Source organism: Rhodoferax sp. SPJ21 (genome assembly GCF_058216335.1).
In genome coordinates this window covers 144622-170863 of the sequence record NZ_JBYZMO010000001.1, presented here as the reverse complement: position 1 = coordinate 170863, position 26242 = coordinate 144622, and the positions used below count along the sequence as shown (strand labels likewise).

Annotated in this window: 21 protein-coding genes and 1 riboswitch; of the genes, 9 read left to right on the top strand and 12 right to left on the bottom strand. The window is 63.3% G+C overall.

What is annotated here, in order from left to right; all coding sequences use genetic code 11:
• Positions 1-11 precede the first annotated feature (11 nt).
• Both AC4BBN_RS00690 and AC4BBN_RS00685 read left to right on the top strand, forming a co-directional pair.
• Positions 12-821 carry an ABC transporter substrate-binding protein gene (locus AC4BBN_RS00690; RefSeq protein WP_490590031.1) on the top strand — a complete coding sequence of 270 codons (810 nt, stop codon included), beginning with the start codon at positions 12-14 and terminating at the stop codon, positions 819-821.
• The gene (locus AC4BBN_RS00685; RefSeq protein ID WP_490590030.1) at positions 821-3349 is read left to right on the top strand and encodes an ATP-binding protein; all 2529 of its coding nucleotides are present in this window, start codon (positions 821-823) and stop codon (positions 3347-3349) included. The genes AC4BBN_RS00690 and AC4BBN_RS00685 overlap by 1 nt, the downstream gene beginning before the upstream one ends.
• 192 nt (positions 3350-3541) lie before the next feature.
• Here the strand turns inward: AC4BBN_RS00685 and AC4BBN_RS00680 are convergent, their stop codons facing one another.
• The 7 genes from AC4BBN_RS00680 to AC4BBN_RS00650 all read right to left on the bottom strand — a co-directional run bounded on the left by AC4BBN_RS00680 (position 3542) and on the right by AC4BBN_RS00650 (position 10792).
• Positions 3542-4189, bottom strand: coding sequence for an ABC transporter ATP-binding protein (locus AC4BBN_RS00680; protein WP_490590029.1), 648 nt, complete (start codon positions 4187-4189; stop codon positions 3542-3544).
• Complete coding sequence (gene miaA, locus AC4BBN_RS00675) at positions 4186-5127, bottom strand: tRNA (adenosine(37)-N6)-dimethylallyltransferase MiaA (RefSeq protein ID WP_490590028.1); 942 nt, start codon at positions 5125-5127, stop codon at positions 4186-4188. The genes AC4BBN_RS00680 and miaA overlap by 4 nt, the downstream gene beginning before the upstream one ends.
• A 99-nt stretch (positions 5128-5226) precedes the next feature.
• Complete coding sequence (locus AC4BBN_RS00670) at positions 5227-6396, bottom strand: GNAT family N-acetyltransferase (RefSeq protein ID WP_490590027.1); 1170 nt, start codon at positions 6394-6396, stop codon at positions 5227-5229.
• Positions 6397-6620: 224 nt separating this feature from the next.
• Positions 6621-7583: a CapA family protein gene (locus AC4BBN_RS00665; RefSeq protein ID WP_490590026.1), complete on the bottom strand. Its 963-nt coding sequence runs from the start codon at positions 7581-7583 to the stop codon at positions 6621-6623.
• Entirely contained in the window at positions 7583-7957 is a 375-nt protein-coding gene (locus AC4BBN_RS00660) for a hypothetical protein (RefSeq protein ID WP_490590025.1), read from the bottom strand. Before AC4BBN_RS00660 ends, AC4BBN_RS00665 begins: the two co-directional genes overlap by 1 nt.
• Positions 7958-7967: 10 nt before the next feature.
• Positions 7968-9917 (bottom strand): DNA mismatch repair endonuclease MutL, encoded by a 1950-nt coding sequence (gene mutL, locus AC4BBN_RS00655; protein ID WP_490590024.1) that lies wholly within the window; start codon positions 9915-9917, stop codon positions 7968-7970.
• Between the two features lie 56 nt (positions 9918-9973).
• Positions 9974-10792 (bottom strand): cysteine hydrolase family protein, encoded by an 819-nt coding sequence (locus AC4BBN_RS00650; protein WP_490590023.1) that lies wholly within the window; start codon positions 10790-10792, stop codon positions 9974-9976.
• 45 nt (positions 10793-10837) lie between these two features.
• Here AC4BBN_RS00650 and AC4BBN_RS00645 point away from each other — a divergent pair, with 45 nt between their 5' ends.
• The 4 genes from AC4BBN_RS00645 (at position 10838) to AC4BBN_RS00630 (ending at position 15277) form a co-directional block, all read left to right on the top strand.
• Positions 10838-11482 carry a VTT domain-containing protein gene (locus AC4BBN_RS00645; RefSeq protein ID WP_490590022.1) on the top strand — a complete coding sequence of 215 codons (645 nt, stop codon included), beginning with the start codon at positions 10838-10840 and terminating at the stop codon, positions 11480-11482.
• A gap of 379 nt (positions 11483-11861) precedes the next feature.
• Positions 11862-11959, top strand: a riboswitch (TPP riboswitch).
• A gap of 38 nt (positions 11960-11997) precedes the next feature.
• A complete protein-coding gene (locus tag AC4BBN_RS00640; protein ID WP_490590021.1) occupies positions 11998-13044 on the top strand; it encodes a thiamine ABC transporter substrate-binding protein in 1047 nt (348 codons plus the stop codon).
• Positions 13045-13056: 12 nt separating this feature from the next.
• Positions 13057-14640 carry an ABC transporter permease gene (locus tag AC4BBN_RS00635; protein WP_490590020.1) on the top strand — a complete coding sequence of 528 codons (1584 nt, stop codon included), beginning with the start codon at positions 13057-13059 and terminating at the stop codon, positions 14638-14640.
• Positions 14633-15277 (top strand): ABC transporter ATP-binding protein, encoded by a 645-nt coding sequence (locus AC4BBN_RS00630; RefSeq protein WP_490590019.1) that lies wholly within the window; start codon positions 14633-14635, stop codon positions 15275-15277. Before AC4BBN_RS00635 ends, AC4BBN_RS00630 begins: the two co-directional genes overlap by 8 nt.
• A 42-nt stretch (positions 15278-15319) precedes the next feature.
• Here AC4BBN_RS00630 and AC4BBN_RS00625 read toward each other — a convergent pair whose 3' ends face one another.
• Positions 15320-16480: a GGDEF domain-containing protein gene (locus AC4BBN_RS00625; protein ID WP_490590018.1), complete on the bottom strand. Its 1161-nt coding sequence runs from the start codon at positions 16478-16480 to the stop codon at positions 15320-15322.
• 275 nt (positions 16481-16755) lie between these two features.
• On the opposite strand from AC4BBN_RS00625, the gene AC4BBN_RS00620 reads away from it, so the two are divergent.
• Together AC4BBN_RS00620 and AC4BBN_RS00615 are read left to right on the top strand one after the other, a co-directional pair.
• Positions 16756-16920 carry a hypothetical protein gene (locus AC4BBN_RS00620; RefSeq protein WP_490590017.1) on the top strand — a complete coding sequence of 55 codons (165 nt, stop codon included), beginning with the start codon at positions 16756-16758 and terminating at the stop codon, positions 16918-16920.
• A gap of 60 nt (positions 16921-16980) precedes the next feature.
• Complete coding sequence (locus AC4BBN_RS00615; RefSeq protein ID WP_490590016.1) at positions 16981-17187, top strand: hypothetical protein; 207 nt, start codon at positions 16981-16983, stop codon at positions 17185-17187.
• Between the two features lie 100 nt (positions 17188-17287).
• Here AC4BBN_RS00615 and AC4BBN_RS00610 read toward each other — a convergent pair whose 3' ends face one another.
• The 4 genes from AC4BBN_RS00610 to AC4BBN_RS00595 form a co-directional block, all read right to left on the bottom strand.
• Positions 17288-19006, bottom strand: coding sequence for a cation:proton antiporter domain-containing protein (locus AC4BBN_RS00610; protein WP_490590015.1), 1719 nt, complete (start codon positions 19004-19006; stop codon positions 17288-17290).
• Positions 18996-20324: a leucine-rich repeat-containing protein kinase family protein gene (locus AC4BBN_RS00605; RefSeq protein WP_490590014.1), complete on the bottom strand. Its 1329-nt coding sequence runs from the start codon at positions 20322-20324 to the stop codon at positions 18996-18998. Before AC4BBN_RS00605 ends, AC4BBN_RS00610 begins: the two co-directional genes overlap by 11 nt.
• Before the next feature lie 93 nt (positions 20325-20417).
• On the bottom strand, positions 20418-23192 hold the full coding sequence (locus tag AC4BBN_RS00600) for an EAL domain-containing protein (RefSeq protein ID WP_490590013.1): 2775 nt from the start codon (positions 23190-23192) through the stop codon (positions 20418-20420).
• A gap of 50 nt (positions 23193-23242) precedes the next feature.
• Positions 23243-24883: a FecR family protein gene (locus AC4BBN_RS00595; protein WP_490590012.1), complete on the bottom strand. Its 1641-nt coding sequence runs from the start codon at positions 24881-24883 to the stop codon at positions 23243-23245.
• Positions 24884-25179: 296 nt separating this feature from the next.
• Between AC4BBN_RS00595 and AC4BBN_RS00590 the strand changes: the two genes are divergently transcribed.
• Complete coding sequence (locus AC4BBN_RS00590; protein WP_490590011.1) at positions 25180-26232, top strand: GGDEF domain-containing protein; 1053 nt, start codon at positions 25180-25182, stop codon at positions 26230-26232.
• Positions 26233-26242 lie beyond the last annotated feature (10 nt).

The following is a 26242-nucleotide window of genomic DNA, read 5'->3' as shown; positions in this document are numbered from 1 at the left end:
GAGATCCCACTATGCGCCCTATGTGTTATCAGCGGATTCTTCGATTGGCTCTGGCTGCTGGTCTGAGCCTGGGTTGGATGGCCAGCCCCTGGGCCGGCTCGGTGGCCGAACGGGTCAAGTCCAGCGGCAAGGTGCGGGTCTGCATCTGGCCCGAATACTATGGCGTGAGCCACCGCAACCCGAACACCCAGCAGCTGCAGGGTATCGATATTGACCTGTCCGCCGAGCTGGGGCGCGACCTGAAGCTACGCGTCGAGTATGTGGACTCTTCCTTTCCCACTCTGGTGGACGACCTGCTCAAAGACCGCTGCGATGTGGCCATGTTTGCAGTGGGCATGTTGCCCCAGCGCCTGCAGCAGCTGAGGTTCACCCAGCCCTATTTGCAAAGCGATATTTACGCTGTCAGCACCCAGAGCAACCGTACCGTGCGCCAATGGGCCGACATCGACAAGCCAGGTGTACTGGTCGGCGTGCAGGCGGGTACTTTCATGGAGCCGGTAATGATTGAAAGTCTGAAAGCTGCGCAGGTGGTGTCCATCGCCCCGCCGACGACGCGCGAGCGCGAGCTGGAGGCCGGCCGGGTGGACGTGTTTATGGCCGACTACGCCTACAGCCGGCGCTTGCTGGACAACGCCGACTGGGCTCGCCTGATTGCTCCGCCCAAACCCTTTCACGTGCTGCCCTATGGCTATGCGGTCAAGCCGGGCGACCCCGCCTGGCTGGCGCAGCTGAATGCCTTCGTCGCCAGCATCAAACGCGATGGCCGGCTGGGCGCAGCGGCGGCACGCCATGGCCTGTCGCCCATCGTGGTGCCAGGCTGATGGCTTTTTTCTCAGCGTCTGCCGTCGCGCCAGCCCCACCGCCACGCAGCGCTGGCGGCGGCCTGTCCAGCAATGTGGTGCTGGCCGCAGGGGTGTCGCTGACTCTGATGACCTGGCTGCTGCTGTGCTTGCTGGGCTGGTACGAATACCAGGAGGTGTTGGGAGGCTTTCAGGACCGTGGCGAGCTGCAGGCCCGCGTGCTGGAAGACCAGGCCACGCGCTCGGTAGAGACGGTGTCCGTGGCTCTGGGCTACTTGGCGGCGGAGGCGGCGAATACCGACGCCATGGGCAGCACTGACAGAAGCAATGCCCTTTTGTCCCAAGCTCTGGCCGGCCTGCCGCTGGTGCGTTCACTGGCTGTGGTGGATGCAAACGGCGTGATACAGGCCAGTAGCGTGCGCGGGGACGTGGGCCTGCATATCGCGCTGGGTCGGCTGGGCACACTGCCCACGCCGGGCAAGGAAAAACTGGGTAACTTTATCGCTGGTCGTAGCCTGGCTGCTCTGGCCGAGGCGGACGCGGGGCCTACGGCTGGCGTAGGCTTCATTCCCCTGGTGCGCGCGCAGCAGCACAACCGCTCACACCAAGCCCTGTACTTGGTGGCGCTGATGAACGCAGATGCGTTCTCCAACTTTCAGTTGTTGACGCTGGATAACCCGCAAAACGCGGCCTATCTGCTGAGCTACCAGGGCAGCGTATTGGCCAGCAGTGGCGCGCTGGCGCCGGCCACCTCGCTGGCCCAGCATCCGATTTTTCTCCACTATCTGCCCGCGATCGAGCATGCCAACTACGTGGGCCAGGGCGCCGTGCCACAGCGGCAAGTGGTGTCGTTTCGCCTGTCCAAAAGCCGGCCGCTAGTGGTGTTGGTCGAGCAGCCCTATGCCAGCGTCTTGGCCGAATGGGTCAAGGCCATGCGCTGGTTTGCTGTGGTTGCGGCGTTTACCAGTCTGTTTCTGGTCTACATGACCTGGGCGGCGCGGCGCAGTCTGCGCGCCCGCGAGAAAGCCTATGCCCAACTGGGCCTTGCGCGCCGCGAGGCAGTGCACCGCGAGCGCGAGCTGCAGGTGGTGGTGAAGAGCGTGCAGGAGCTGATCTTCCGCACCGATACCCGCGGCATCATCACTTACACCAATGAGCGCTGGCTGGCCCTGCGTGGCGACGTGGTGCAAACCACGCTGTCAAAGACCCTGGCCGAGGTGGTTGAGCCTGGCGACCGGGTGGCTGTGCGGGCCTTGTTCGCGCTGCAGGGCGATAGCGGCGTGCGCACCGCCACCGCCAGCATCCGCACACTGGACGGCGTGGCCCGGCGGCTGGACTTTGCTGTGGTGCCGCTGCGCAACAACTCTGAAGTTGTCGGCTTTGCTGGCAGCGCCGTGGACGTATCGGAGCGCTATTTTGCCGAGCAGGCGCTGAAGCATCAGTTGGAGTTCGTGGGTACTCTGCTAGAGATCAGCCCCACACCGGTCGCCACCTTCAACCAGCGGGGCCAGTACACCAGCGTTAACCGCGCCTGGGAGGAGTTCACCGGCCATGGGCGGCACAAGGTGGTGGGGCAGTACCCAGATGCTTTTATGTCCCCCAGTGAGGCAGCTCTGGTGCGCGAACGCGATACCCAGCTTTGGCGCGATGGCGGCAGCGTGCGCTATGAGGTGAAGCTGCTGCACCAGGATGGCAGCCGCCGCGATGTGGTGGTGAATAAAGTGCTGGTTCTCGGCTCGGGTGATGGCGGAGCCAGCCTGCTCAGCAGCATGATGGACGTGAGCGAATTCCGCCAGGCCGAGCGCGCTACCCGCGAGGCGCGCGAGGCGGCGGAAGAAACTTCGCGCGCCAAGTCGGAGTTCATCGCCAACATCAGCCACGAGCTGCGCACGCCGCTGCAGTCCATCCTGGGCTTTTCAGAGTTGGGGGTGATGCGCGGGCGCGAGAGCCCCAAGCTGCAGGGCATGTTCAGCGACATCCACGCCTCGGGCGTACGCATGCTGGCGCTGGTGAATGATTTGCTGGACGTGTCCAAGATCGAAAGCTCGGTAGGCGGCATCAATTTGGAGCGGGCCGATCTGCGCGGCCTGGTGCACGGAGTACTGCACGAGCTCAGCCCCTTGCTGGAGGCCAAGCATGTGTTGACCGTGGTGAACCTGGGCGAGCGCCCGTTGATTGCCAAGGTGGACCCAGTGCGCTTCCAGCAGGTGGTGCGCAACATCGTGGCCAATGCCATCAAGTTCTCGCCCGCCTGGAACGAAATCGTGCTGCATGGCCACATCACCGAAGACCGCCGCATTTGCATCAGCGTGCGCGACCACGGTGCGGGCGTGCCGCCGGCCGAGCTGGAAAAGATTTTCGACGCCTTTGTGCAGTCCAGCAGCAGCAAGGATGGCTCGGGTGGCACCGGCCTTGGTCTGACCATCTGCAAGAAGATCATCGAAGCCCACGAGGGCAGTGTTGTGGCCGACAACATGCCCGATGGCGGCGCCGTCTTCTCCATCTACCTGCCCGCGCGCCAAAGCCTGAACGCCGAAACGACGTTCTAAGCTCACCCCCAGGCTACAGTGCTTCGCACTTTTCGCCACCCCCCTTGCAGGGGGCAACACCAGCAGCCTGGCAAAGCCAGTTCTGCGGTGTTTCTGGACGGCCTGCGCTCTGTCTATAGACTTGGTTTAGAGCTATTTTGCTATTGAATATATAGCTGCTTGCGCACGTAACGTCTGCGCTAGCACCTATTTTTATTCGGATATGCCGTCGGCCCGCAGATGCAGCACGCGGTCGGCCCGGGCCGCCGCGGAGGTCGAATGGGTGACCAACACCAGCGAGGCACCCTGGGCCCGGGTCTGCGCCAGCAGCGCATCCATCACCTTGGCGGCGGTAGTCGGGTCCAGGTTGCCGGTGGGTTCGTCGGCGAGCAGCAGGGCCGGGCGGTGCACCAGGGCGCGTGCTATCGCCACGCGCTGCAACTGGCCGCCGCTGAGCTGCTGCGGCAGGCGTGCGCCCAGGCCACCCAGGCCCACGGCTTCCAGCAGAGCCTCGACCCGCGCTGCATCGTTTTGGCCCAGCAGCATCAGCGGCAAGGCTACGTTTTGCGCCACGTCCAGGTGCGGCAGCACGTGGAAGGCCTGGAACACAAAGCCCACCTGCCGGCGCCGCAACAGGGCGCGCTCGTCGTTGCCCAGCGTGCCCAGGTCGGTGCCGGCGATATGCACCGAGCCGCTGTCCCAGCTGTCCAGCCCGGCCATGCAGTTCAGCAGCGTGGACTTGCCCACGCCCGATTCACCGACGATGGCGACAAACTCGCCCGGCGCCACGCGCAGCGAGACATTGGCGAAGACCGAGCTGTCGCCATAGCGCTTGGCCAGGCCATCAATGACCAGGCTCATACAGCTTGCTCCACGATGTTAAGTACCTGCTGCAAAGCGTCTGGCGCCTCGCAGGCCACGATGCGGCGTTGGGGCATGGAGCGCAGCCAGGTGATCTGCCGTTTGGCCAACTGGCGCGTGGCGAACACGCCTTTGTCGCGCAGCTCGGCCATGGGCCAGAGTCCGTCCAAGGCCTCCCAGGCCTGGCGGTAGCCCACGCAGCGCATGCTGGGCAGGTCCAGGTGCAGGTCACCGCGCCCACGCAGGGCTTGCACCTCGTCCATGAAGCCGCCAGCCAGCATCTGCTCAAAGCGCAGCGCGATGCGCGCATGCAGCCAGGCGCGGTCCAGAGGTTCTAAAGAAATAAGGGTTGTAGCGCAGGTTCTATCTGCGCTGGCAGCTGCGTTTTTTGTAGCGTGGAAGCTGGACAAAGGCTGGCCGGAGATGCGGTACACCTCCAGCGCGCGCTGTATGCGCTGGCCGTCCAGCGGCTGCAGCCGGGCGGCGGTGGTCGGGTCCACCATGGCCAGCTGGGCGTGCAGTGCTGGCCAGCCCTGGGCGGCGGCTTCGGCCTCCAGTTCGGCGCGGATGGCGGGGTTGGCGGTGGGCATGGGGTCTATGCCATCAAACAGCGCTTTGAAGTACAGCATGGTGCCCCCCACCAGCAGCGGCAGCTTGCCGCGCGCAGTGATGTCGGCCAGCAGGCGCTCAGCATCCGCCACAAACTCGGCCGCGCTATAGGCCTGCAGCGGGTCGCGGATATTGATCAAATGGTGCGGCACCTGCGCCAGCTCGGCGGCTGTGGGCTTGGCCGTGCCGATGTCCATGCCCTGGTAGACCAGCGCGGAATCCACGCTGATGATCTCTACCGGCATGCGTTGCGCAATCGCCAGCGCGGCGGCGGTCTTGCCCGAGGCCGTGGGGCCTGCCAGGGCGATGCAAGGTGGCAAACGGCTCATTCGGTCGCGGTCAAAACGGAGAGGGGGAAGGGCGCAAACATGCGGGCGAGGCTACCAGAAAGCCGCCGCGCGTCCGTGTTCTCTGGGAGTTGGCGGTTCTTATTGGGATTTGTGGGCAGCGCGCTGCAGTTCACCGAGCGCTTTGGCGTTGCCGCGCTCCTTCAGCATCTTCCCGAAGCTGATGAGGGCATGAAAAGCCGCGTGCACGGCAAATAGCAAACGGTTTTTTAAGGTTTTCTTATATAGGAAAACATGGCCGCGCAGGCGGGGGATATTGCTGGACTGCTGTGTATGTTCAGGGCTGCCGTAGCCATAATCGATCAGCGATAAACGCAACGTATCGATCAAGTCCTTGGTAATCAGGTGCAATATCGAGGTGCCTGGTGAAAACTGCGACAGTTTTAAATCGTAAATGATATTGTGGATATGGAAGGTGGTTCTAGACCGGATTCCCATCACAATCGCGCACACCTTGCCGCCACAGCTTAAGGTGTAGCACAGCAATATGCCTTTGCGGGCCAATTCAGTGTAATGCCGCTCGCTCATCATATTGTCGATGAACTCAATCTTCGCTATTTGCCTAAGGCCCGACATTAGTTCGGGCACTTTTTTGGGTGAATCTATCCGCTCAATGTGGACGGCGCCCGAATGGGCTTCTAGTAACTTAATTTGGCGGTTCAGGTTGTAGCGCTTCTTGGCCTTGAACTGGTTTAAATACGCTTCGTGGCTGGAAGGCAATGGTGTGGTATGGCAGTTACGCCAGCCATCCTTGATATAGATGCCGTATTTGCTTTGGATGCCTTGCGACAAGGTGAGGTGCCGGTAGAAATCGCTTTCTATCGGCAAAGATTGCATGGCAATTGTGTCTTTGTTGGGGAAGCTTTCAAACAGAAAGTCGACCAATGCATTCCAGATCGCCGGGTTGGATGCAGCCAATGGAATACTGCCCAGCAGGGCAATGGTTTTCATGCGAAGGCGGCCAAAGATTTTATTGCCTACTTGCAACTCAAATGTGCGGCGACCGGTGCGCAGCGGCACAATGCCGATTATCTTTTGCTGCACCAGGCTTTTTATGACCACCAGCTCCTGGGTGTTGTACTTGTTGGGCAGCAGAGAAATGAATTCGAAATATTCAGGCGTCTGGAATATCGCTTCCGGGCTTTGGCTGCCACTCAGTAAATCGTTCCATGTATTTAAAAAATCTGGGTCCGACGGGTGCTTGTTTGCCCGTTCAATGGTGAATTCTGCAGAGGAGCCGGAGGTATCCAAAATGTGCATTTTTAGGGTGCAATGGCAAAAATGCGAATATTGGGTGAAGAACGTTTCAAATGACTCATTGCGGGGTAGTTCGGTTGCGCAAAGCGCAGGTCAAATACGTGCTTTTTGCAAGCATAAAACAAACATACGCTCTTTACATTTCTTGACCAAATTTAATACGTAAAAATTTGCAGCATTCTGTGGGGATTGGCGGTGCAGCCGCCCAGGCGCTGTGCTCAAGGCGGGCAATTCGCGACCGCACTGCTGCCTCGCAGGCCGCAGGGGCTGGCGGTATGCAGGTCGGGCGTGGGCGTGCCGTCGGCGTCCATGCGCACGGCGACGGTGCTCCAGTTGCGGATGCCGTGCTTGTCCGCCGTCAGGCGCAGCAACCAGCCCAGCCGCGCCTCAGGCGAAGTAAAGCCATCAAACACCAGATTGCCCAGGCTCCAGATCACGGGCTTGCCCAGCACCACGTCGGCGCCCTGCGTCACATGCGGGTGGCTGCCCACGACGGCATCGGCACCGGCTTGGACCATCAGCTTGGCCAGTGCACGTTGGCGCTGGTTGGGTCCGGGTTCGTGCTCCCAGCCCCAGTGCATAAATGGGATGACCACGTCGGCTCCTGCGGCCTTGGCAGCGCGGATGTCGGCGACGACCATGCTGTCTTCGCTCCAGGCGATGCCAGGCCAGGTGGCGCCGGCTTCGAAAGAGCGGGGCTTGAACTCGTCGTAGCCCAGCAAGGCGATGCGCAGGCCATTTTTTTCGATCCAGTACGGTGCGTGCGCTTCACGCAGATTGGCGCCACCTCCAAAGGTGGCAATACCCGCATCGTGCAGGTGGCCCAGCGTTTCCATGAAGGCGTCGCGGCCAAAGTCGCCGCTGTGGTTGTTGGCGACGGACATGGCATGGAAGCGGCCTTTGAGCACCTCCACCGTGTTCGGCTTGGCGCGGAAGGTGAAGATCTTGTTGTCCAGCGCCGTACCGCCGCTGGCGATGGATGTTTCCAGGTTGCCTATGGCCACGTCGGCCGCCTGCAAGATGGACGCAATCGGCGCCAGCGGGTCGCCACCTGCGGCAATCAGGCGGCCAGGGCCATCGTCCAGCATGACATCGCCGCCAAACAGCAACTCCACCGTGGATTGGGCGTGGCTGAGCAGGCTGGCGCACAGCAGCATGGTGGTGAGCAGCCGTTTCTTCATTATTTCTTCCAGGCACACCAGTATTGGAGCTCGCCGTCGCGCAACGGCTCGTAGACGCGTTGTAGGCCGGTGAAGCCATATGGGCAGTGCGACGGTAGCGGTGGATACAAGTATTCGGCCTGGTGCACTAGGGCGACGCCCTGGGGAGGGTCGCGGTCTACATAGGTGTAGACCTTGATCGCGCCCAAGCCCGGTGGCGTGCGCTGGAAGACCATGCGGAACAAGAAAAGTGAGCCGATCGCAGTGGGGGCGACCTCATACGGTGCTGCGGTGGGCGTGGCGCGGATGAGCTGTGTTTCGCCACCATAGTTGACGTAGCAGTCAACAGCTTCGGCATATGCCAAGCCAGAGCTGAGGGCGAGCACAGCCAACACAGGTTTCAATCTAGCGGCCGCGCATGAATAAGGCATCGAGTTCTTTCACCGTGATCTGCCGCCAGGTGGGGCGGCCATGGTTGCACTGGTCGGAGCGCTCGGTGGTTTCCATCTGGCGCAGCAGGGCGTTCATTTCGTCAATGGTCAGGCGGCGGTTGGCACGCACGGCGCCGTGGCAGGCCATGGTGCCCAGCAGTTCGTTGTGCGCGCGTTGGATCACGGTGCTGGCTTCATGTTGTGCCAGCTCGGCAAGCACGCCACGTGCCAGTTCGGTCGCGTCGCCCTGCACCAGGCTGGTCGGCACGGCGCGCACGGCCAGGGTCTTGGGCGAGAAGGGGGTGATCTCCAGGCCCAGCGTGGCCAGCGTATCCACATGGGCTTCGGCGGTGGCGACTTCCTGCGGCGTGGCGGCGAAGGTGACCGGGATCAGCAGTGGCTGGCTGCTGATGCGTGCGTGCTCCGTGTTCGCCAACTGGGCTTTGAGCCGCTCGTAGACGATGCGTTCGTGCGCCGCGTGCATGTCCACCACTATCAGGCCCTGGCTGTTTTCGGCCAGGATGTAGATGCCTTGCAGCTGGGCGATGGCGCGGCCAAGGGGCCAGGCCTCGCTGGGCTGGTCAGGCTGGGCGGATGGGGGGCTGGCTACAGCGAACGGGACTGCGGACGTCGTAGTGGCCGGTGCATAGGCGGCAGGGCTGGGCGCGGGCACCGCAACCGTGGCGCTTACCGGCCACAGGGCTTCGAAGTCCGACACCTTGTGGGGTGTGGGTGCTGCGAAATAGATAGCTGCTTGCGCAGGTAATACCTGCGCTGGAGCCTTGTTTTGTATAAATTCTTCCGGCGGGCTGGTGGCGGGGGCTGTGGCGTTCGCTGCGGCGGCTACTGCGGCAGCGGCTGCGCGGGGTGCTGCCAGGGCCGCGTCCACAGCGCGGCGCACGGCCTGGTGGACTTCGCGGCTGTCGCGAAAGCGCACCTCGATCTTGGTGGGGTGCACGTTCACGTCCACCCGGGTCGGGTCGATCTCCACATACAGCGCATATACCGGCTGGCGCTGGCCGTGCAGCACGTCTTCATAGGCGCTGCGGGCGGCATGGGTGATGACCTTGTCGCGCACAAAGCGGCCGTTGACGTAAGCAAACTGCTGGTCGGGCCGGGCCCGCGCCGCATCAGGAATGCCGACCCGGCCCCAGACGCGTACCGCCTGGCTGCCGTCGTCGCGCATGGAGCTCTGGTGGTCTACCGCCACAGAGCGTTCGGTGAAGTCGTCGCCCAGCACGTCGCGCAGGCGTTCGGTCAGCGCGGCTATGTTCTGGGGGGAAGGGCAGGCGCGCCACTGCTCGACCAGTTTGCCTTCGTGCCAGATGGCAAAGCCTACGTCAGGCCGGGCCAGCGCATGGCGGCGCACGGCTTCTACGCAGTGGGCCAGCTCGGTGGCGTCGGTCTTCAAAAACTTGCGGCGGGCCGGGGTGCTGAAGAACAGCTCTTTGACCTCCACCGTGGTGCCGGTGCTGCGCGCCACGGGCTTGAGTTCGCCGCTGCGGCCGTCCAATAAAAATGCATTCGGTTGGCCGCTGGCGCGCGAGGATATTGCCATGTCAGCTATGGAGTTGATAGCGGCCAGGGCTTCGCCACGGAAACCCATGGTGCCCACGGATTCCAGCTCGTGTAGGTCGCGGATCTTGCTGGTGGCGTGGCGCTTCAGGGCGATGGGCAGCTCTTCCATGGGGATGCCGCCGCCATCGTCTTCCACCGCAATCAGCCGCACGCCGCCGGCCAGCAGGCGCAGCGTGATCTGGGTGGCCCCGGCGTCCAGCGCGTTATCGACCAGCTCGCGCACCACCGAGGCGGGGCGCTCCACCACTTCGCCGGCGGCGATCTGGCTGATGAGTTCATCGGGCAGCTCGCGGATCACGCGGCGGGGACTGGGGGACAGCAGGGGGGAGGAGATGGATGCGTTCACCGGATGATTTTAGAGGGCGCGGTTGGCCCGTAGCCGCTGTGCGGATTTGCGTGCAACTACAGCCATAAGTCCTGGCTGCTGGCCAGTTCCAGTCCGCGCCTTTGCATGTCCTGCAAAAACATTTCGTGCTGCAGCTGGAAGCCGCCCACCGGGCTCATGCAGTCGGTCAGCAGCACGATGCGCTGGGGTTTGTGGCGTGCCAGGTGGTCCACGATGTGCTCGGTGGTGGCGCGCACGCAGTGGCTGCTGGCCTCGCCGGCAATCAGCAGGGTATCGGCCTGGTCCATGGCGGCCATCAGCGTGTGGTTCAGGCCGGTGGCTTCGTCCTGCGCGTCGGGCACCTCGGCCATGACTGCGCTGTAGTGCTCGGTCCAGGGGTTGCTGCCCTTGCTTAGCTTGGTGACGCTACGGCCCTGCTGGTCTTCCCAGTCGTTGTAGGCGGCGTGCACATCGGCGTGTACGTTGTGGCCCCAGGTGCCGATCTCGCAGTGCACTGGCCAGACCATCAGGGTGTAGCGCCCGCGCGCTTCGAGCGCGTCCAGATAGGCCAGGCTGCGGCCCAGGTGCGCCGGGTCACGTGGCCGGTACAGGCCGGCGTTCACGTCCGCGGCCGTGATGGTGGTAAACGGCGCGACGGCATTGCCGTCGCCCTGCAGCCAGAACGTAGGGTGGGCAATGTCCAGCCTGTGGTGCGAGTCCAGTGTGACGGTGATGTCCGACAGCCGGGCCGCATATTCGCGGATGAAGGCTGCCAGCCGCTGCATGTCGGCATGGGCGCCGGTGACCGGCAGGGCAGGGGTGCCGCAAGCGTCTGGGGGGAGATCGCAAAAATCGTTTTGGGGGTCGATGATGAGCAGATGGGTGTGGCGTGTCATGGCTGTCTTCCGTTTGTCTTGCGATGCTGGTGATAATCAGCGCCCATGGACATTCTGATGCAACTTCTCGACTTCATTCTGCACGTGGACAAGCACCTGCAGGCTTTTGTAAGCAATTACGGCATGTGGGTTTACGCCCTGCTGTTTCTGATCATTTTTGTGGAGACCGGCGTTGTCGTGATGCCGTTCCTGCCGGGTGACTCGCTGCTGTTTGTGGTGGGCGCCATGTGCGGTGTGGGGCTGATGTCCTACCCGCTGTCGGTCGGCCTGCTGCTGGCCGCGGCCATTTTGGGCAACCAGAGCAATTACGCCATTGGTCGCTATCTGGGCCCCAAAGTGTTTCAGTGGGAAGACTCGCGCTTTTTCAACAAAAAGGCCTTCAACCAGGCCCATGGGTTCTACGAGCGCTATGGCGGCCTGACCCTGGTGGCTGCGCGCTTCATGCCGTTTCTGCGCACCTTCGCACCGTTTGTGGCGGGCGTGGCGGTGATGAACCGGGCCAAGTTTGTATTTTTTGACGTGCTGGGCGGCGTGCTGTGGGTGGTGGGCATCGTCACCATCGGCTACTTCTTTGGCAATTTCCCCTGGGTCAAGCAGCACCTGGACAAGATCATCTGGGCCATGATTCTGGTGCCCACTGCCATCGTGGCGATCGGCGCCCTGAAGGGCCGTATGGCCGCCAAGGCCTGATACCCCATCTGCCTAAATTTTGGGCACTGCAAGCTTTGTCTTTATAAATCAAAGACTTAGCTTGCATATACAAACGCTTGCCGAACTTATCCACATGTTTGTCCAGTGCCAGCAGGGAGAACTTTTTGCCTCAGCGCTTTTTTGCAATGCGACGGTAAAAAACTTGTCGGGCTACAGCGTGGCGGAGCTGTTTTAGGTTAGGTATTTTGTTCTCAGACGGGCCCAGGCAGGCCATACAAAGCGTTTCTGAGGATCTGCCTAAAAATTAGGCATCGTAAGCTTTGTCTTTATGAATCAAAGACTTAGCCTGCATATACAAACGCTTTCCCGGCTTATCCACAAGTTTGTCCAGCGCCAGCAGGGAGAACTCTACAATCCCACGCTTCACCGGGGGTGCCTGCTGCAATGCGGGCTGAGAAATACCCCACACACCTGATCTGGGTCATGCCAGCGTAGGGAGCGTGATGGGGCTGCGGCCTTCCATGCGCCCCTTGCTGGCGCATTGAAAGGCATGCATGTTCCACCGCCGCGCTTCTGCTTCTAGTACACGCCGTACGTTCATCGGGGCCGCCACCGCGCTGGCCGCTCTCTGCAGCTTCCCCGCTCTGGCGGCCAACAATGAACTGCGCGTGTTGGTGCACAGTTCTTTCGATCTGCCCAAGCCCTTGCTGGCCCAGTTCGAGGCCGATGCCGGTGTCAAGCTCAGCCTGATCAAGGCCGGTGACGCCGGTGAAATGTTGAACAAGCTGATACTGACCCGCGCACAACCGATTGCGGATGTGGTGTTTGGCCTGGACAACGCGCTGGTCGCCAAGGCCCAGGCCGCCAAGGTGCTGGAGCCCGTAACCTTTACCAAGGGCTCGCCGGTGGCCCAGGTGGGCGCGAATGTGGTGGCGGTGGACTATGGCTTTGTCACGCTGAATTTTGACAAGGCCGCCTTCGCCAAGAGCGGCCTGGCCTTGCCCAAGACGCTGGAGGATCTGGCCCAGCCAGCCTACCGCAACCTACTGGTGGTGCCTAACCCTGCCACCTCCAGCCCCGGCTACGCTTTTTTGCTGGCCACGGTGGCCGGTATGGGGGAAGAAAAAGCCTTTGACTGGTGGGGCCGCATGCGCGCCAACGGCGTGAAGGTGGTGAAGGGCTGGACCGAGGCCTACTACACCGAATTCAGCCGCAACGGCGGCAGCCGCCCCCTGGTGGTGAGCTATGCCACCAGCCCGGCGGCTGAGGTGTTCTACAGCAAGGAAAAGATCAGCGAATCGCCCACCGCCAACCTGTTCCTCAAAGGCGGCGTGTTCCGCCAAGTTGAGGGTGTGGCCCTGGTCGCGGGTGGCGGGCAGCGCGAAGCCGCCGCCAAATTCATACGCTTCATGCGCGCTGGCACGGTGCAGCAAGCCCTGCAAACCAGTATGTGGATGTACCCGGTGGAGGCCCACACGCCCCTGGCCGATGTGATGCGCCATGCGGTCGAGCCCACCGCGTTTGACAGCCTGCCCGCCGACACCATTGCCGACAAGGGAACGGCCTGGGTCGCCCGCTGGACGCAGGTGGTTCTGAAATAGTGGCCTGAACTAGTGACTATTACCCGCCGCCAGAGCTTGCTGGCAGCGCTGCCGCTGCTGTGCCTGGCGGTGCTGCTGGTGGCGCCGGTGCTGCGCCTGGGCTTCGAAGGCTTCTGGGGAGATCTGGCCACCGGGCCCGCGCCGTCGCTGTGGGCGGTTTGGACTGACCCGTATCTGCGCTGGCGCGTGCTGTGGTCGCTGCTGCAGGCGGGTGCCACCTGCGCGGCGGCGTTGCTGCTGGGCCTGCCCGTGGCCTGGGTGCTGGCGCGCTGGGAGTTTGCTGGGCGCCGCCTGGTTTTGCGGCTGCTGATGTTGCCCTTCGTGGTGCCCACCTTGGTGGCCGCCGTGGGCGTGCTGGCGCTGTGGGGGCCGCATGGCCTGCTGAGCAATGCCTTGGGGCTGGCGCTACAGGACACACCCTGGCTGCTGCTGTATGGCAATTTGTTTTTCAACCTGTGCGTGGTGGTGCGCGCAGGGGTGGATGCGCTGGAGCAGGTCAATGCCCAGCGCGTGGCCGCCGCCCGCAGCCTGGGTGCCAGCCCGTGGCGGGCCTTCTGGCGCGTGGAGTGGCCGGCAATCGCACCCTGGCTGGCGTCCAGCCTGTGCCTGGTGTTCTTGTACTGCTTTGCCGGTTTTGGCCTGGCCCTGGTATTGGGTGGCCAGCGCTATGCGACGGTGGAGGTGGAGATTTACAGCCTGGTCGCGCATGAGCTGCAGCTGGCCCCGGCCAGCCTGTTGGCGCTGTGGATGCTGCTGCTGACCGGCGCTGTGGCCTGGGGTTATGCCGCCCTTGAAAAACGCCTGGCCACGCCCGGTCGTGTGCAGCCCATGGCGCGCCGCCGCCCCAGCCGGCCCGTGCATTGGCTGGGCCTGTGCGGTGCGTGTGCGGTGCTGGTGTTTTTCTGCGCCGCTCCCATTGCAGCCATTTTGTGGCGCGCGGTGCACGCGGGCTGGCAGACCTGGGCGGTGCTGCTGGAGGCCGATACCCTGGCTGCGCTGTGGAACACCTTGCGCTTTTCGGCCGTCGCGCTGCTGCTGGCTACCGTGCTGGGGCTTTTGCATGCCTTGGCGGCGCAGCAGTCGCTGGCGATGCGCGCGGCGGCTTTCTTGCCGTTTGTGGTGTCGCCTATCACCGTGGCCTTTGGCCTGCTGCTGTTGTACCCGCAGTGGACCGCCAGCCTGGCGCTGCTACTCTGTGCCTACGCGGTACTGGCTTACCCCTTTATCGCCAAGTCCCTCGCGGCCGCTTTGGACAGCCTGCCCGCGCATGTCTCCCAGGCGGCGCGCAGCCTGGGTGCCAGCCCCTGGCGGTTGTTCTGGCGTGTCACGCTGCCGCTGGTGGCGCCTGCGCTGCGCCGGGGCATGGCGTTTGCGGCCGCCACGGCGCTCGGCGAATTTGCCGTCACCCTGTTTCTATCTCGCCCCGAATGGGCCACGCTGACCACCTTGATTTACCAGCGCCTGGGCCGGCCCGGTGCGGCCAACGGCGACGCGGCGCTGGTGCTGGCCTGCCTGCTGATGGCGCTGGCCTTGGCGGCGTTTGCGTTGATCGAAGGCCCGCGACGGGCCGAACCCACCCATCCTCCCCATGCTTGAACTGCAATCCATCACCAAACACTATGGCGCGCGCTTGCTGGCCGACCAGCTCAGCCTGCAGGTGGCCGAGGGCGAAATCGTGGCCCTGCTGGGCCCGTCGGGCAGCGGCAAAAGCACGCTTTTGAAAATGGCGGCCGGGCTGGAAGAGGCCGAGTCCGGCAGTGTCTGGTTCGACGCGCAGGACATCACCCGGCTGCCACCCGAGCGGCGCGGCTTTGCCCTGATGTTCCAGGACTTTGCGCTGTTCCCGCACCTGGATGTGCGCGACAACGTGGCTTTCGGCCTGGTGGAGCAGCGGGTGAAAAAGGCCGAGGCCCGCCAGCGCGCCGAGGCCATGCTGGCGCGCTTCGGCCTGGCCAGCCACGCCCGCCACCGCGTATGGACCTTGTCCGGCGGCGAGCAGCAGCGTGTGGCCCTGGCCCGTGCCCTCATCACCGCGCCGCGCGCCTTGCTGCTGGACGAGCCGTTTTCTGCGCTGGATGCGGCTTTGCGCCAGGGCTTACAGGCCGAGTTTCGCCAGCGCATCTTCGAAGCTGGTATGGCCGCCGTGCTGGTGACGCACGACGAGGCCGAAGCCCGTGCCATGGCCACGCGCGGCCTGCGCCTGGTGGATGGGCGTTTGCAGAGTTTGTGGTAATTGCTATTGATTCAATAGCTGCTTGCGCATGATTTACCTGCGCTAGAGGCTGATTTCACCTACAACCCGGTTGCGGCCGGCATGCTTTGCCTGGTACAGGGCATGGTCTGCGCGTTTGACCGCATCTTCGAAGCTTTCCTGCTCGCGCATCAGTGCAATGCCCAGTGAGGCCGTGATGTTCAGGCTATGGGTCTGGCAGCTCACGGGGTGGTCCGCGATGGCGCGGCGTATACGCTCCGCACGAGCCTGCAGACCATCCATCTGCACACCGGGCAGTACGCATAAAAACTCTTCTCCACCCCAGCGGGCCAGGCTGTCCGACGCCCGCAGCTGGGAGGTCATCCTGCCCACTATGGCCACCAGCACCTGGTCGCCCGCGTCGTGCCCGTGCTGGTCGTTGACCTTCTTGAAATGGTCGGCATCGACCATGATCACGCCCAGCGGGCGGCTGCTGTTGCTGTTGGCCGGGCCACGCGCACCGGCACTACTGTAGCGTTCAGACAGGGCGCGCCGGTTCAGACAGTGGGTTAAGGGGTCGTGGGATGCCAGGTGTTCTACCTCCTCGACCAGGCGTGTCAGCTCTTTGTTCTTTTGCGTCACCTCCTCGGCGAGTTTTTGCATTTCGAAGTGGTTGAGGATCTGTTTTTTCTGCAACTGCCGGGAAGAGAAGCCGTAAACCTGGACCATTCCAAAGCCAATTGCGCTCGCAGCTATTGCGATAGCCGAGAATCCGTCTGCCTGGCCCACGGCAAGAACGAATGTGCTGCCTATCAGACCTGCGCTAAATGCCGCGAGTAGCTCCCAGCGCAGACACATATTGTGGATGGCGAAAATACCCACCAGCACCAGTATGGAGAAGTTGCTGACGAAGGCCAGGGGCTGCTGCCACAAGTCCGGTAGCCAGGACGACAAGCCCCAGCAACTACCCGATAACAGCACGCCGCACATCTGCCGGCGCAGGTAGCGGTTTCGGGTGCGCGCGTTGTGCAGCTGCGTGCGTGCTCGTACGGCCAGCACATGGTTGATGATTTCGCAGCACACTAAGGCGCACACCCACAGCGCCAGAAGGGTATGCGGGACATAGTCCTTGAGGACGAAGGCCTGCAGGCCATAGCCAAAAACAGAGGTCAGGGTCGTCATCCGCATGCGGTTGGCGATGATCGACGCAATCTCCATTTCGACTTGCTGGCCGATTGAATCCATGGTGCGCTTTCTGTAGGGCGGGCGTCTTGGCGCCTGCTCTTCGGCAGTTCGCAAAGTGTTTTCAGTGCAGGCCGGAGGCAGGCAGGGTCCATGTTACGAGGCTTGCCTGTGCCGTACCAGCGTTTCTGCCCAGCCACTAGGTCATGCACCTAAAGTGTGACTTATCGCAAACAAACTCGGCTTAAGCGCACGTATTCGTGCACGCGCGCACCCACTTTGTGCGATACTAGGGTTAACCCTAGAAAGGGTAAACCTCTAAATTTGGAGTTCTAGCTATGAACATCGCTCTATTCATTTTGTTGTCCGCTCGGCGTGCTGCCCAGGCAATTAGCCGTAGTTTTGAACAGCACGAATCCCGCGATGTTGAGAGCTATCTCAGCAAATCCCAGTCGCTTGCCGACCTGGAATCCCGCCAGCGGGGCTGGCTGCAGTCTCACTAAACCACCACGGCCGCTGTGCCGGCAGGCCCGCCAGGGCCTGAAACATTCAGGATATTTACCATGCAAGTTCTCTTCTTTTTGAAATCGTTGTTCACTGTCGCTGCTGCCACGTTTGCTCCCGGCGAACGGGTTAATTTGGTGCGTCGCGGCAGCATCTTGCGTACCGACGGCTATGTGATCGCCCAGACCGACAAGGGCGTGCTGGTGGAATGGCCACGTGCTGGTACCGGCTTCGTCCATTCTTCGGAACTGACCGCCATCGTCTAAATCCAGCCGCCGTCCGCGTGACGGCGCTATGGAATAAATAGCTGCTAGTGCATACAGAACGTGCGCTAGCAGCTATTTTTTTGTTCTTTTTACCGGTGTCTTATGCGTGGCTAGGCTCTGCAGCCTTGCCAAAGCGCTCCAGCACATGCCGGCCCATGCTGTGGGCTAGCTCGTCTTCACCCAGGAAGACACGGCCGATCCCTTCCTGCTGCAGCAGCTCGGCCTCGGTTTCGTTGTGGGTACGCACCACGGTTTCTATGGCCGGGTTGAGCATGCGGGCGTTCTCCACCATCTGACGCACATTGAAGGCGTCAGGCGTGGCCACCACCAGCATGCTGGCGTGGGCAATATGCGCCTGTATCAGCACGGCAGCGTCGGCAGCGTCGCCAGATACGGCGGTCAGGCCATGGGCGCGCAATTGCTCCACGCGCTCCCGGTTTTGCTCTACCACCACAAACGGAATGCCTTGCACACCCAGCTCCAAGGCCAGGCGCTTGCCAACCCGGCCATAGCCCACCAGCACGACCTGGCGCGACAGGTATTTTTCATGCGTGTCCATGGGCAGCTCGGCCAGGTGGTCGGTGCTGCGTGCGAAGCGGTGCCTGAGTGACGGGTGGGCTTCCACCCACTGTTCCAGCCAGTCTGCGCCCTTGAACACCAGCGGATTCACGGCGATGGACAACAGGGCGCCGGCCAGAATCAGGCTTTGCCCCTCGGGCCGCAGCAGGCCCAGGCTGGCGCCCAGACCGGCCAAGATGAAAGAAAACTCGCCAATCTGCCCCAGGCTGGCGGACACGTTCAGCGCGGTGTTCAGCGGGTAGCGGAACACCAGCACCAAAGCAGCAGCGGCGATCGATTTGCCGACAATGATGATGGCCAGCACCGCCAGGACCTGCAGCGGCTGGTGCACCAGCACCATGGGGTCGAACAGCATGCCCACCGATACAAAGAACAGCACCGCAAACGCTTCGCGCAGCGGCAGCGAATCTTCGGCGGCACGGTGGCTGAACTCGGACTCGCGCATCACCATGCCTGCAAAGAAGGCGCCCAGCGCAAACGACACGCCAAACAGCATGGCCGCCCCATAGGCGATGCTGACAGCCGCCGCGATCACGCACAGCGTGAACAGCTCGCGCGAACCGGTGCGTGCCACCAGCCACAGCAGCTTGGGGAATACACGCCGGCCGACCACCAGCATCAGGCCCACAAAAGCCGACACCTTCAGCAGCGTCAGCCCCAGGCTGAGCCACAGATTGCCGCCACCGCCGTGGCTGTCGTCGGGCACGTTGCCGCCCAGTGCGCCCGCCAGCGGCGGCAGCAGCACCAGCACCAGCACCATGGCCAGGTCTTCCACCACCAGCCAGCCTACGGCGATCTTGCCGTTCATCGAGTCCAGCGCGCCGCGCGATTCCAGTGCGCGCAGCAGCACCACGGTGCTGGCCACCGACAGCGCCAGGCCAAACACCAGGGCCTCGCCGATGGGCCAGCCCCAGAAATGCGCCACGCCCGCGCCCATGGCCGTGGCCACCGCGATCTGCAGCACCGCGCCGGGCAGGGCGATCTTGCGCACCGACATCAGGTCGTCCAGCGAGAAATGCATGCCCACGCCAAACATCAGCAGCATCACCCCGATCTCGGCCAGCTCGGCGGCGATCTGGCCGTCGGCCACGAAGCCTGGTGTGAATGGGCCGATCAGCACCCCGGCCAGCAGATAACCTACTAGCGCTGGCAACTTCACCCGCACAGCCAGAAAGCCGAACACGAGGGCAAGTCCGAGCGCCGTGGCAATGGTGGTGATCAAGGGGGTGCTATGCAGCATCTACGGGTTCCTTCAGGGTGTTGAGTGACAGCAGGCACTGCACGATGGGGGTGAAAAGAGGGCGTAGCGCCGGCTGGGGCTGCAGGCAGCTGTCACGCAGCGTGGTCAATGCAGCTTTTACCGGACTGTCGGCATGGGCCAGAAGTTCCTCCAGCAGGCAACCAAAGGCGCGTACCTCCAGGCGTTGCAGGGCCTGAGACAGGTTTGTGTCGGCGGGCAAGAAGGCAGCGGCACCCATATCGCCCAGTAGGCAATTGCCGTCGGCATCGCACTGCAGGTTATGGGCGTACAGGTCGCCATGCAGCAGGCCCTGGCTGTGCAGATGTTCGGCGGCGCGGGCCACGCCGAGCGCGATGCGCAAGATTTTCTCCTGCGTGAATTGCGTGCCGGCCGGGTACACATCGCGGGTGCAGCTTCGCAGGCTGGGTGGTCCGGCCAAGGTGCTGAAGTGCGGCGGTATGTATTCCAGCACCAGGCCGGCCTTGCCATCTGGGTGCCCGGCCAGCGGGCCGGCCACCGGGATGATGTGTGGGTGTGCGCCCGTGGCCAGGCAGGCCGCCATCTCGCTGTGTGGCCAACCGTCGCTGGTGACGGCACCCTTGAACAGCTTCACGGCCACGGTGCGGGCTGCATCGGCTTCCTGCAATTCGGCCTGGTGAATCACGCCGGAGGCGCCTTCGCCAAGAACGTGCTGCAGGCGCAGCTGCTGCCAAGGGATTGTCGGTGCCGGGGAGGGGGCCCGCTCGGTATCCAGCGGATTGCCGGCATAAGCCAGCCAGGCCAGGCGGGGCAGCTCCAGCAGCCATTCGGGCAGGGCGCTGAGCTGGTTGGCGGAAATGCGCAGCAGTTCCAGTTGCTCGCAGCCCGCCAGCTCGTGCGGCAGTTGGCGTAGCCGGTTGCCGGCCAGCATGAGCTTTTGCAGTTGGCTGCACTGGCCTATGGTTGCGGGCAGGCTGTCGATCTGGTTGTCGGTCAGGATTAGCCAGCGCAGGCCGGGCGGCAAGGCAGAGGCCGGCACATGGCGGATCTGGTTGGATTTGAAGCCCACCATCTGCAGGCTGCTGCACTGGCCCAGCACGGCGGGCAGTTCGGTGAACGGGTTGTTCGAACAAAACAGCACGCGCAGCCGGTGTAGCCGGGGCAGATCGTCGGGCAGCTGGGTCAGCGCGTTGCCTGATAGGTTGAGTACCTGCAGGCTGTCGGCCAGGTCAAATATCTCGCGTGGAAACTCGGTCAAACCGCAGGACAGGTCCAGCCGTTCTATGCCGTGCAGTTGGCCTGCGCGCAGTTGGGAATAGGTGTCCGTGGGGCTATGCATCGCGCTATTGTCGGTGCAGTGCCGCAGGGGGGCGGCATCTGGGGGCTTATCTGCAAAAAATGGCTCTGACGCTTATATATCGTGCGCAAGCAGCTACTTATTCGATAGCAGATCGGTGGTCACCTGCAGTGGTTGCGGATAGCCGAACCAGTAGCCCTGGGCGATGTCACATTGCTTGGAAGCTAGCAGCTGGCTTTGCTCTTCGGTCTCTACGCCCTCGGCCACGACTTTCAGGCCCAAGCCATGGGCCAGGGCGATGGTGGCGTGCACGATGGCGGCGTCACCCTTGTCGGTTGCGATGTCCATCACAAAGCTGCGGTCGATCTTCAGCTCGTCTATCGGGAAGTGTTTCAGGTAGGTCAGCGAGGAGTAGCCGGTGCCGAAGTCGTCCACGGCCAGGCCCACGCCCAGTGCGCGGATTTCATGCAGCAGGCTGATGACCTGGTCGGCATCGGCCATGGCCGTGGTTTCGGTGATTTCCAGGCGCAGCATGTGCGGCGGGATGCCGGTCTCCAGCAGGGCCAGGCGGACTACCTGGACGATGTCGCGGTTCATGTACTGGCGTGCCGATACGTTCACCGCCAGCGGGACCGCCGACAGGCCGGCGCGCATCCATAGCGCTACCTGGCGCGCTGCCTGCAGCACGGCCCAGGCACCCATGTCCACGATCAAATCGGACTCTTCGGCCACGCCGATGAAGGCACCGGGCATGACCAACTGTTCGGGTGTGCGCTGCCAGCGCATCAGCGCCTCCATGCCGACCAGCTGGCGGTTGTTCAGCGCAAACTGGGGCTGGTAGTGCAGCACGAACAGGCCGTCGCGCAGGCTGCGGCGCAGGTCGATCTCCAGCGCCAGACGGTTGTGCATGCGGCTGTTCATGTCGTTGGACCAGAACTGGAAGCAGGCCCGGGGCTGCTCCTTGGCGCGGTACATGGCCATGTCGGCTTTGGACAGCAGGTCGTCGAGGTCCGTTCCGTCTTGCGGGGCCAGCACCACGCCCACGCTGCCCGAGCTGGGCAGGCGCGCGTGGTTGAAGTCGGCACCCAGCTCGATGTCACGCGTCAGCGCGTCCACCGCCTTGGCGGCGGCGCTGGCTGCGCCTTCGTGGCCCTCAACATCTTCCAGCAGTATGACGAATTCATCGCCACCCCAGCGGGCCACGGTATCGGTATCGCGGCACATGGCCAGCAGGCGCTGGGCCAGGATCTTTAGCACCTGGTCGCCGGTGCGATGCCCCAGGCTGTCGTTGATGTGCTTGAAGCGGTCCAGATCCAGAAACAGAATGGCCGTGCTCCCGCCGCGCCGCTGTGCGCGCGACAGCGCAAGCGCCAGGCGTTCGTGCAGAGTCGTGCGGTTGGGTAGGCCGGTCAGCTCGTCATGGCTGGCAGCGTAGTCGAGTTTACGGGCGGCGGCCACGGCGTCCGTGACGTCAGAAAACACCAGCACTGCGCCGTCTAGTTGGCCCTCCGGGCTGGACAGCGGGCTGGCTGTAGCCCGCAGTGTCCGCATGCCGCTGGATGCGTGCAGGCTTAACAGCTGGGGCACATGGATGCGCTGGCGGGTTTCCAGGCAGGCTTGCACAGCCTGGCGCAGATGGGCCAGGCTGTCCTGGGTGAGCGGGTAGGTGCTGACCAAGGCTTGGCCATGCAAATCCTGTTCGCCTGCTTGCAGCAGGGCGGCGGAGTTGGCAAAGCGCACGCAGCCGTCGTGGGCATTGATGGTGACCACGGCCTCGTCCAGGGCCTGCAGGGTGGCCTCTGCATGTTGCCGGGCGCGCTGCAGGCGCCGGTTGGCAGCCTGTAACTGGGCTGCCACCCAGAACAACAGTGCCGCCGCTAGCGCTAGCTGGGCCATGGCTGGCGGCAACCAGACCTGGGCCATGCGCAGCATGACAGCACTGGTCAGCATGGGCAGCAACAACAGGCTGCCGGCCAGCAGCGCGCGCCGGCCATGGTGCCGGGGCCAGGCGGCCAGGCTGCCGAGCATTAGCAGAGAGAACAGCACGGTGGCCAGCAAGGAGGCGCGTTGTATCAGTCCATGGCTTTCCAGCGCGGCGTAGGCCTTGGCGTGGAATACCACCGACGGCAGGGTGCTTTGGTGGCCCGCCAAGGGGCTGACCAGTTCGCCGCCAAGGCCGCTGGCGGTCAGGCCTATGAAGGCTACGCGGTCACGCACCCCTGACAACAATTGCGGATTGCGTAGCGCGGCTGCAAAAGACACGGTGGGCAGGTCGGGTACGCGCGGCAGCAGGGCCTCATGGGCGCGTACCCAGGTGGTTTGCTCCCTGAATACCGGAGCAGGGGCGCTGGCTGCAGCGGCCTGTTGCACCGCCAGCGCCAGGGCGGGCCAAACCGCATCGCCGTTGCCGGCGTGCAGAAACAGGCTGCGCGAAGCCCCGTCGGCGTCGATTTCCACGTCCACATGGCCCAGGCTGGAGGTGGGCAGTGCCCCCCCCAGCGCGGGCAGTAGGGGCTGTGGCCCAATGCTGCCATCGGCCTGCTGGCTGGGTGCCACCGCCAACACCACATGGCCGTTGCGCTGGATGGCCTCGGCTAGCGCGGCATCGCTGTCAGGGTGTTCGGTGTCTGGCTCAGAGAACAGAATGTCCACGGCCACAGCGCTGGCACCTGCGTCGCGCAGGCGGTTGAGCATATCGGCATGGACCGAGCGCGGCCAGGGCCAGCGGCCCAGCTCGGCCAGGCTGGCATCGTCAATCTCCACCACCACGGGCGGCTGGGCCGGCAGGGCTTGCACGGGCAGCAGCAGGTCGTAGCTCAGCAGGTCCAGGCGGCTGACGCTGCTGGGCTGCAGCCATGCCAGCAGCAGAATCGCCAACATGCCCGCACCCCACCAGCTGTGGCGCAGCATGCCACGTCTCCAGCGTTGCCGGAGTGGGCTGACAAGAGGCAAAAAGGTGCTCAGAAAAAGCCCAGCAGCGGTATCAACAGAAGCAGTGCGCGCCAGGGACTGGGTGCCGGCTCTGGCACGGTGAAGGATTGTGTGCCGCCCCAGGGGCCGGTGTAGCCGTCTTCGCCTATGGCCTGTACCCGCACGTAATGCACGCCGGGCGCCAGGTCTTGCAGCGCATATTGGGTGGTATCGGTTTGCGCATCGGTCTGCGGGCTGGCAAAGGTCGTGTCAATGTCTACCTGTAGCCGGTACTTGGCGGTTTGCGGCTGGGCGGTCCAGCGCAGGTTCAGGCTGCCGTCTTTGGGTGGCGGTATGTCCACGCCCGGGCCGGGCAGCACGCGCCTGAAGCTCTGTGCATCACCCCAGGGCCCCTGGCCTTTTTGCGGATGGATGGCCGCCACACGCCATTGGTACTGGCCGGGCGGCAGGTTTTGCTGGGCCGTGGCGCTGGCGGTGTTGGTCAGCTCCTGGTCCTCCAGTGGAGCAGGCTGGCCCTTGGCACTGATTTGCAGGTGGTAGCGCCAGTTGGGAGCGGCCTGGGTCCAGCGAAAGCTGGGCCGGGGAGCGGTGGTGGCGCCATCGGCTGCGGGCTCTATCAGCAGCGGCGGCTCAGGTCTGGCGTGCACCACCAGGCTGCGCTCGGCGCTCAGGCCTTCCAGTCCTTGGGCGTCGATGGCGCGCACGCGCAAGACGTAGTTGCCGTCTTCCACGTCGCGGGCACGTATGCGCGCGGCCGGAGAGGTTTCGTCCGACTCTGCCACCACGAACTGCGTGCCCGGTGCCAGCTGGGTGCGGTAGCTGCTGGCACCGGCAACCGGGGGTAGCGGCCAGTCGATGGGAAGGCGTTCTATGCGTTCGGGCAAACTTTCCAGTGCGGGCGCGGGCAGCAGCCCCACGGGCTGGCTGGGTGATTGGCCGGCTTCGGCTACGCTGCCCTGGGCAGCCGAGGCTGTGACCTGGCCTGACGCGTTGGCCACCTTGACGGCACCCTCTATCACTTCGGTGCGCAGGCTGTCTTTCTGCGCGTAGACCCGGAACTGGGTGCCGCGGACCGCCGCCACGGCCGCCGGGGTGCGTATTTCAAAACGGCCGCCAGAGGTTCCCATGGGCGTGACCTGGTTCTCCAGGCTGCCTTGCAGCAATTCCAGCTCCACCATACTGACCTTGCCCAGCACACGCCGCTGCGTGCTGCGCAACTGTACTGCGGTATCGCGGCGCACCAACACACGGGAGCCGTCGGAAAACTCCAGACTGGCACTGCCGGTGGGGCCGGTCTGCAGCCCGGCGGGGGCCTGCAGCAGTTCACCCACTTCCGGGCTGCGGGCGGCAGCTTGGCCGGATACCAGGTGGGTATCACCCACCACGGCGGCCACGCGGACCTGGGCTGATTCCAGCTTGAGCCAGTCCGTAGGGATGCGCAGCCGCGTACCCGGCGGGATGTGTCGCTCGTCCGGAATATGGTTGTATTGCCGCAAGGCCAGGGCCAGAACCGGGTTTTTCAGGTAGCGCTGGGCTAGGTTCCAGGGATGGTCTCCAGGCTGTACCGTATAAACAAAGTCAGCTGCCGAGGCGCAGCCAAAGGCGCCTGAGAGCAAAAGCAGTACCAAGCCGTGGCCGAGCGGCGAAGCGCGGTGGATCTGTAGTTTCATCGTCTCTTACATTCCGGTAGGCTTGCGTTGTGGTGTACAACAGCAGGTCGTGATAATAGCGTTCCAAGCAGCATTGGACAGTATTTGCGCTGGTCTGAATGGGCGGTTGGTCGTCGCCGGTAACTCATTTTGTTGATTTACATCTAGTAGCTTGCGTGTGACGCGGCATTCAACCCCACTCCGTGGGAACTATCATTGGTTGCATCGGGGCGCCGGGCGCCAGAAAGAAGTAAATGGATAGACCGAGGACCTGGCTTCAGCACAGCCTCGACAGCTTGTTGGGGACGCAAAAGGCCATGCGTATCCGCACCAGCCAGTTTGTGCTTGCGGCGGTGCTCATGTTTGCCTGCATTGGTGAGCTTTACTGGTTGGCGGAATTCGGTATTGCCGATATTGAGGATGTGACCCATTGGTCCATCGTCTCCGGTGTAGGCCTGGTGTTGGTGTTTGTGCTGATTCGCAGTGGGTTTTCTTTGCGCTGGAGCGATCCGTCCCTGGCCCTGCCGCAGATGCTGTATGCGATTGCCTGCAACGCGGTGGCTTTTGTGATTGCGGGCGATGGCCGGGGTGTGACTTTGCCGCTGCTATCGGTGATCTTGACTTTCGGCATGTTCGGCATGTCCATCCGGCAGGTGGCGTTTGTAGGGGCCTACGCCTTGGTGCTGTTTGCCTGGGCGATTACGTATGTGCGTGAGACGATGGGCAGCCTGGTGCCGGTCGAGGTGCATATCGCCTATTTCTTCATGTTGGCGATTGTGGTTGTGAGCTGCTCTTTTTTGACCTGGCGCTTGACCACTATGCGCCAGCACATTCGCGACCAGAAGGACCAGTTGCAACATGCGCTGGAAAAAATCCAGCGTATTGCCACCCGCGACGAACTCACGGGTACGGCCAATCGCCGTTTAATGCAGGAGCAGATGCGACAGGAGTTCCAACGCTCCAGTCGCAGCGGAGCTCCGGTGATGGTGGCTATGCTGGATATTGACTATTTCAAGCGCGTCAACGACACCTATGGCCACCAGGCGGGCGACCGCAGCCTGCAAATGTTTGCCCAGGTGGTGCAGAACAGCCTGCGTTCCACTGACCTGCTGGCGCGTTGGGGTGGCGAGGAGTTCCTGGTCTTGCTGCCCGACACCGATTTCAGCTATGGCATGGCCTGCCTGGAGCGGGTGCGCACCCAGGTGGCCGAGACCACGGTGGCCTTTGGCAGCGTGGAGATCCGGTTCACCGTGTCCATCGGCGTGACCCAGTACCTGGAGGGCGACTCGATAGAAAGCACGGTGGACCGTGCCGACTTTGCGCTATACGCCGCCAAGGCCCAGGGCCGCAACCAAGTGGTCAGCGCCTGAGATTGGAACA

What these genes read in the sequence shown, in the direction of transcription:
- AC4BBN_RS00650 (WP_490590023.1), bottom strand. Translation starts at nt 10,792, where the DNA reads ATGACACGCCACACCCATCTGCTCATCATCGACCCCCAAAACGATTTT.
- AC4BBN_RS00630 (WP_490590019.1), top strand. Translation starts at nt 14,633, where the DNA reads ATGCTTGAACTGCAATCCATCACCAAACACTATGGCGCGCGCTTGCTG.
- AC4BBN_RS00600 (WP_490590013.1), bottom strand. Translation starts at nt 23,192, where the DNA reads ATGCTGCGCCACAGCTGGTGGGGTGCGGGCATGTTGGCGATTCTGCTG.
- AC4BBN_RS00610 (WP_490590015.1), bottom strand. Translation starts at nt 19,006, where the DNA reads ATGCTGCATAGCACCCCCTTGATCACCACCATTGCCACGGCGCTCGGA.
- AC4BBN_RS00640 (WP_490590021.1), top strand. Translation starts at nt 11,998, where the DNA reads ATGTTCCACCGCCGCGCTTCTGCTTCTAGTACACGCCGTACGTTCATC.
- AC4BBN_RS00615 (WP_490590016.1), top strand. Translation starts at nt 16,981, where the DNA reads ATGCAAGTTCTCTTCTTTTTGAAATCGTTGTTCACTGTCGCTGCTGCC.
- AC4BBN_RS00625 (WP_490590018.1), bottom strand. Translation starts at nt 16,480, where the DNA reads ATGGATTCAATCGGCCAGCAAGTCGAAATGGAGATTGCGTCGATCATC.
- AC4BBN_RS00690 (WP_490590031.1), top strand. Translation starts at nt 12, where the DNA reads ATGCGCCCTATGTGTTATCAGCGGATTCTTCGATTGGCTCTGGCTGCT.
- AC4BBN_RS00590 (WP_490590011.1), top strand. Translation starts at nt 25,180, where the DNA reads ATGCGTATCCGCACCAGCCAGTTTGTGCTTGCGGCGGTGCTCATGTTT.
- AC4BBN_RS00685 (WP_490590030.1), top strand. Translation starts at nt 821, where the DNA reads ATGGCTTTTTTCTCAGCGTCTGCCGTCGCGCCAGCCCCACCGCCACGC.
- AC4BBN_RS00605 (WP_490590014.1), bottom strand. Translation starts at nt 20,324, where the DNA reads ATGCATAGCCCCACGGACACCTATTCCCAACTGCGCGCAGGCCAACTG.
- AC4BBN_RS00645 (WP_490590022.1), top strand. Translation starts at nt 10,838, where the DNA reads ATGGACATTCTGATGCAACTTCTCGACTTCATTCTGCACGTGGACAAG.
- miaA (WP_490590028.1), bottom strand. Translation starts at nt 5,127, where the DNA reads ATGAGCCGTTTGCCACCTTGCATCGCCCTGGCAGGCCCCACGGCCTCG.
- AC4BBN_RS00595 (WP_490590012.1), bottom strand. Translation starts at nt 24,883, where the DNA reads ATGAAACTACAGATCCACCGCGCTTCGCCGCTCGGCCACGGCTTGGTA.
- AC4BBN_RS00665 (WP_490590026.1), bottom strand. Translation starts at nt 7,583, where the DNA reads ATGAAGAAACGGCTGCTCACCACCATGCTGCTGTGCGCCAGCCTGCTC.
- AC4BBN_RS00680 (WP_490590029.1), bottom strand. Translation starts at nt 4,189, where the DNA reads ATGAGCCTGGTCATTGATGGCCTGGCCAAGCGCTATGGCGACAGCTCG.
- AC4BBN_RS00620 (WP_490590017.1), top strand. Translation starts at nt 16,756, where the DNA reads ATGAACATCGCTCTATTCATTTTGTTGTCCGCTCGGCGTGCTGCCCAG.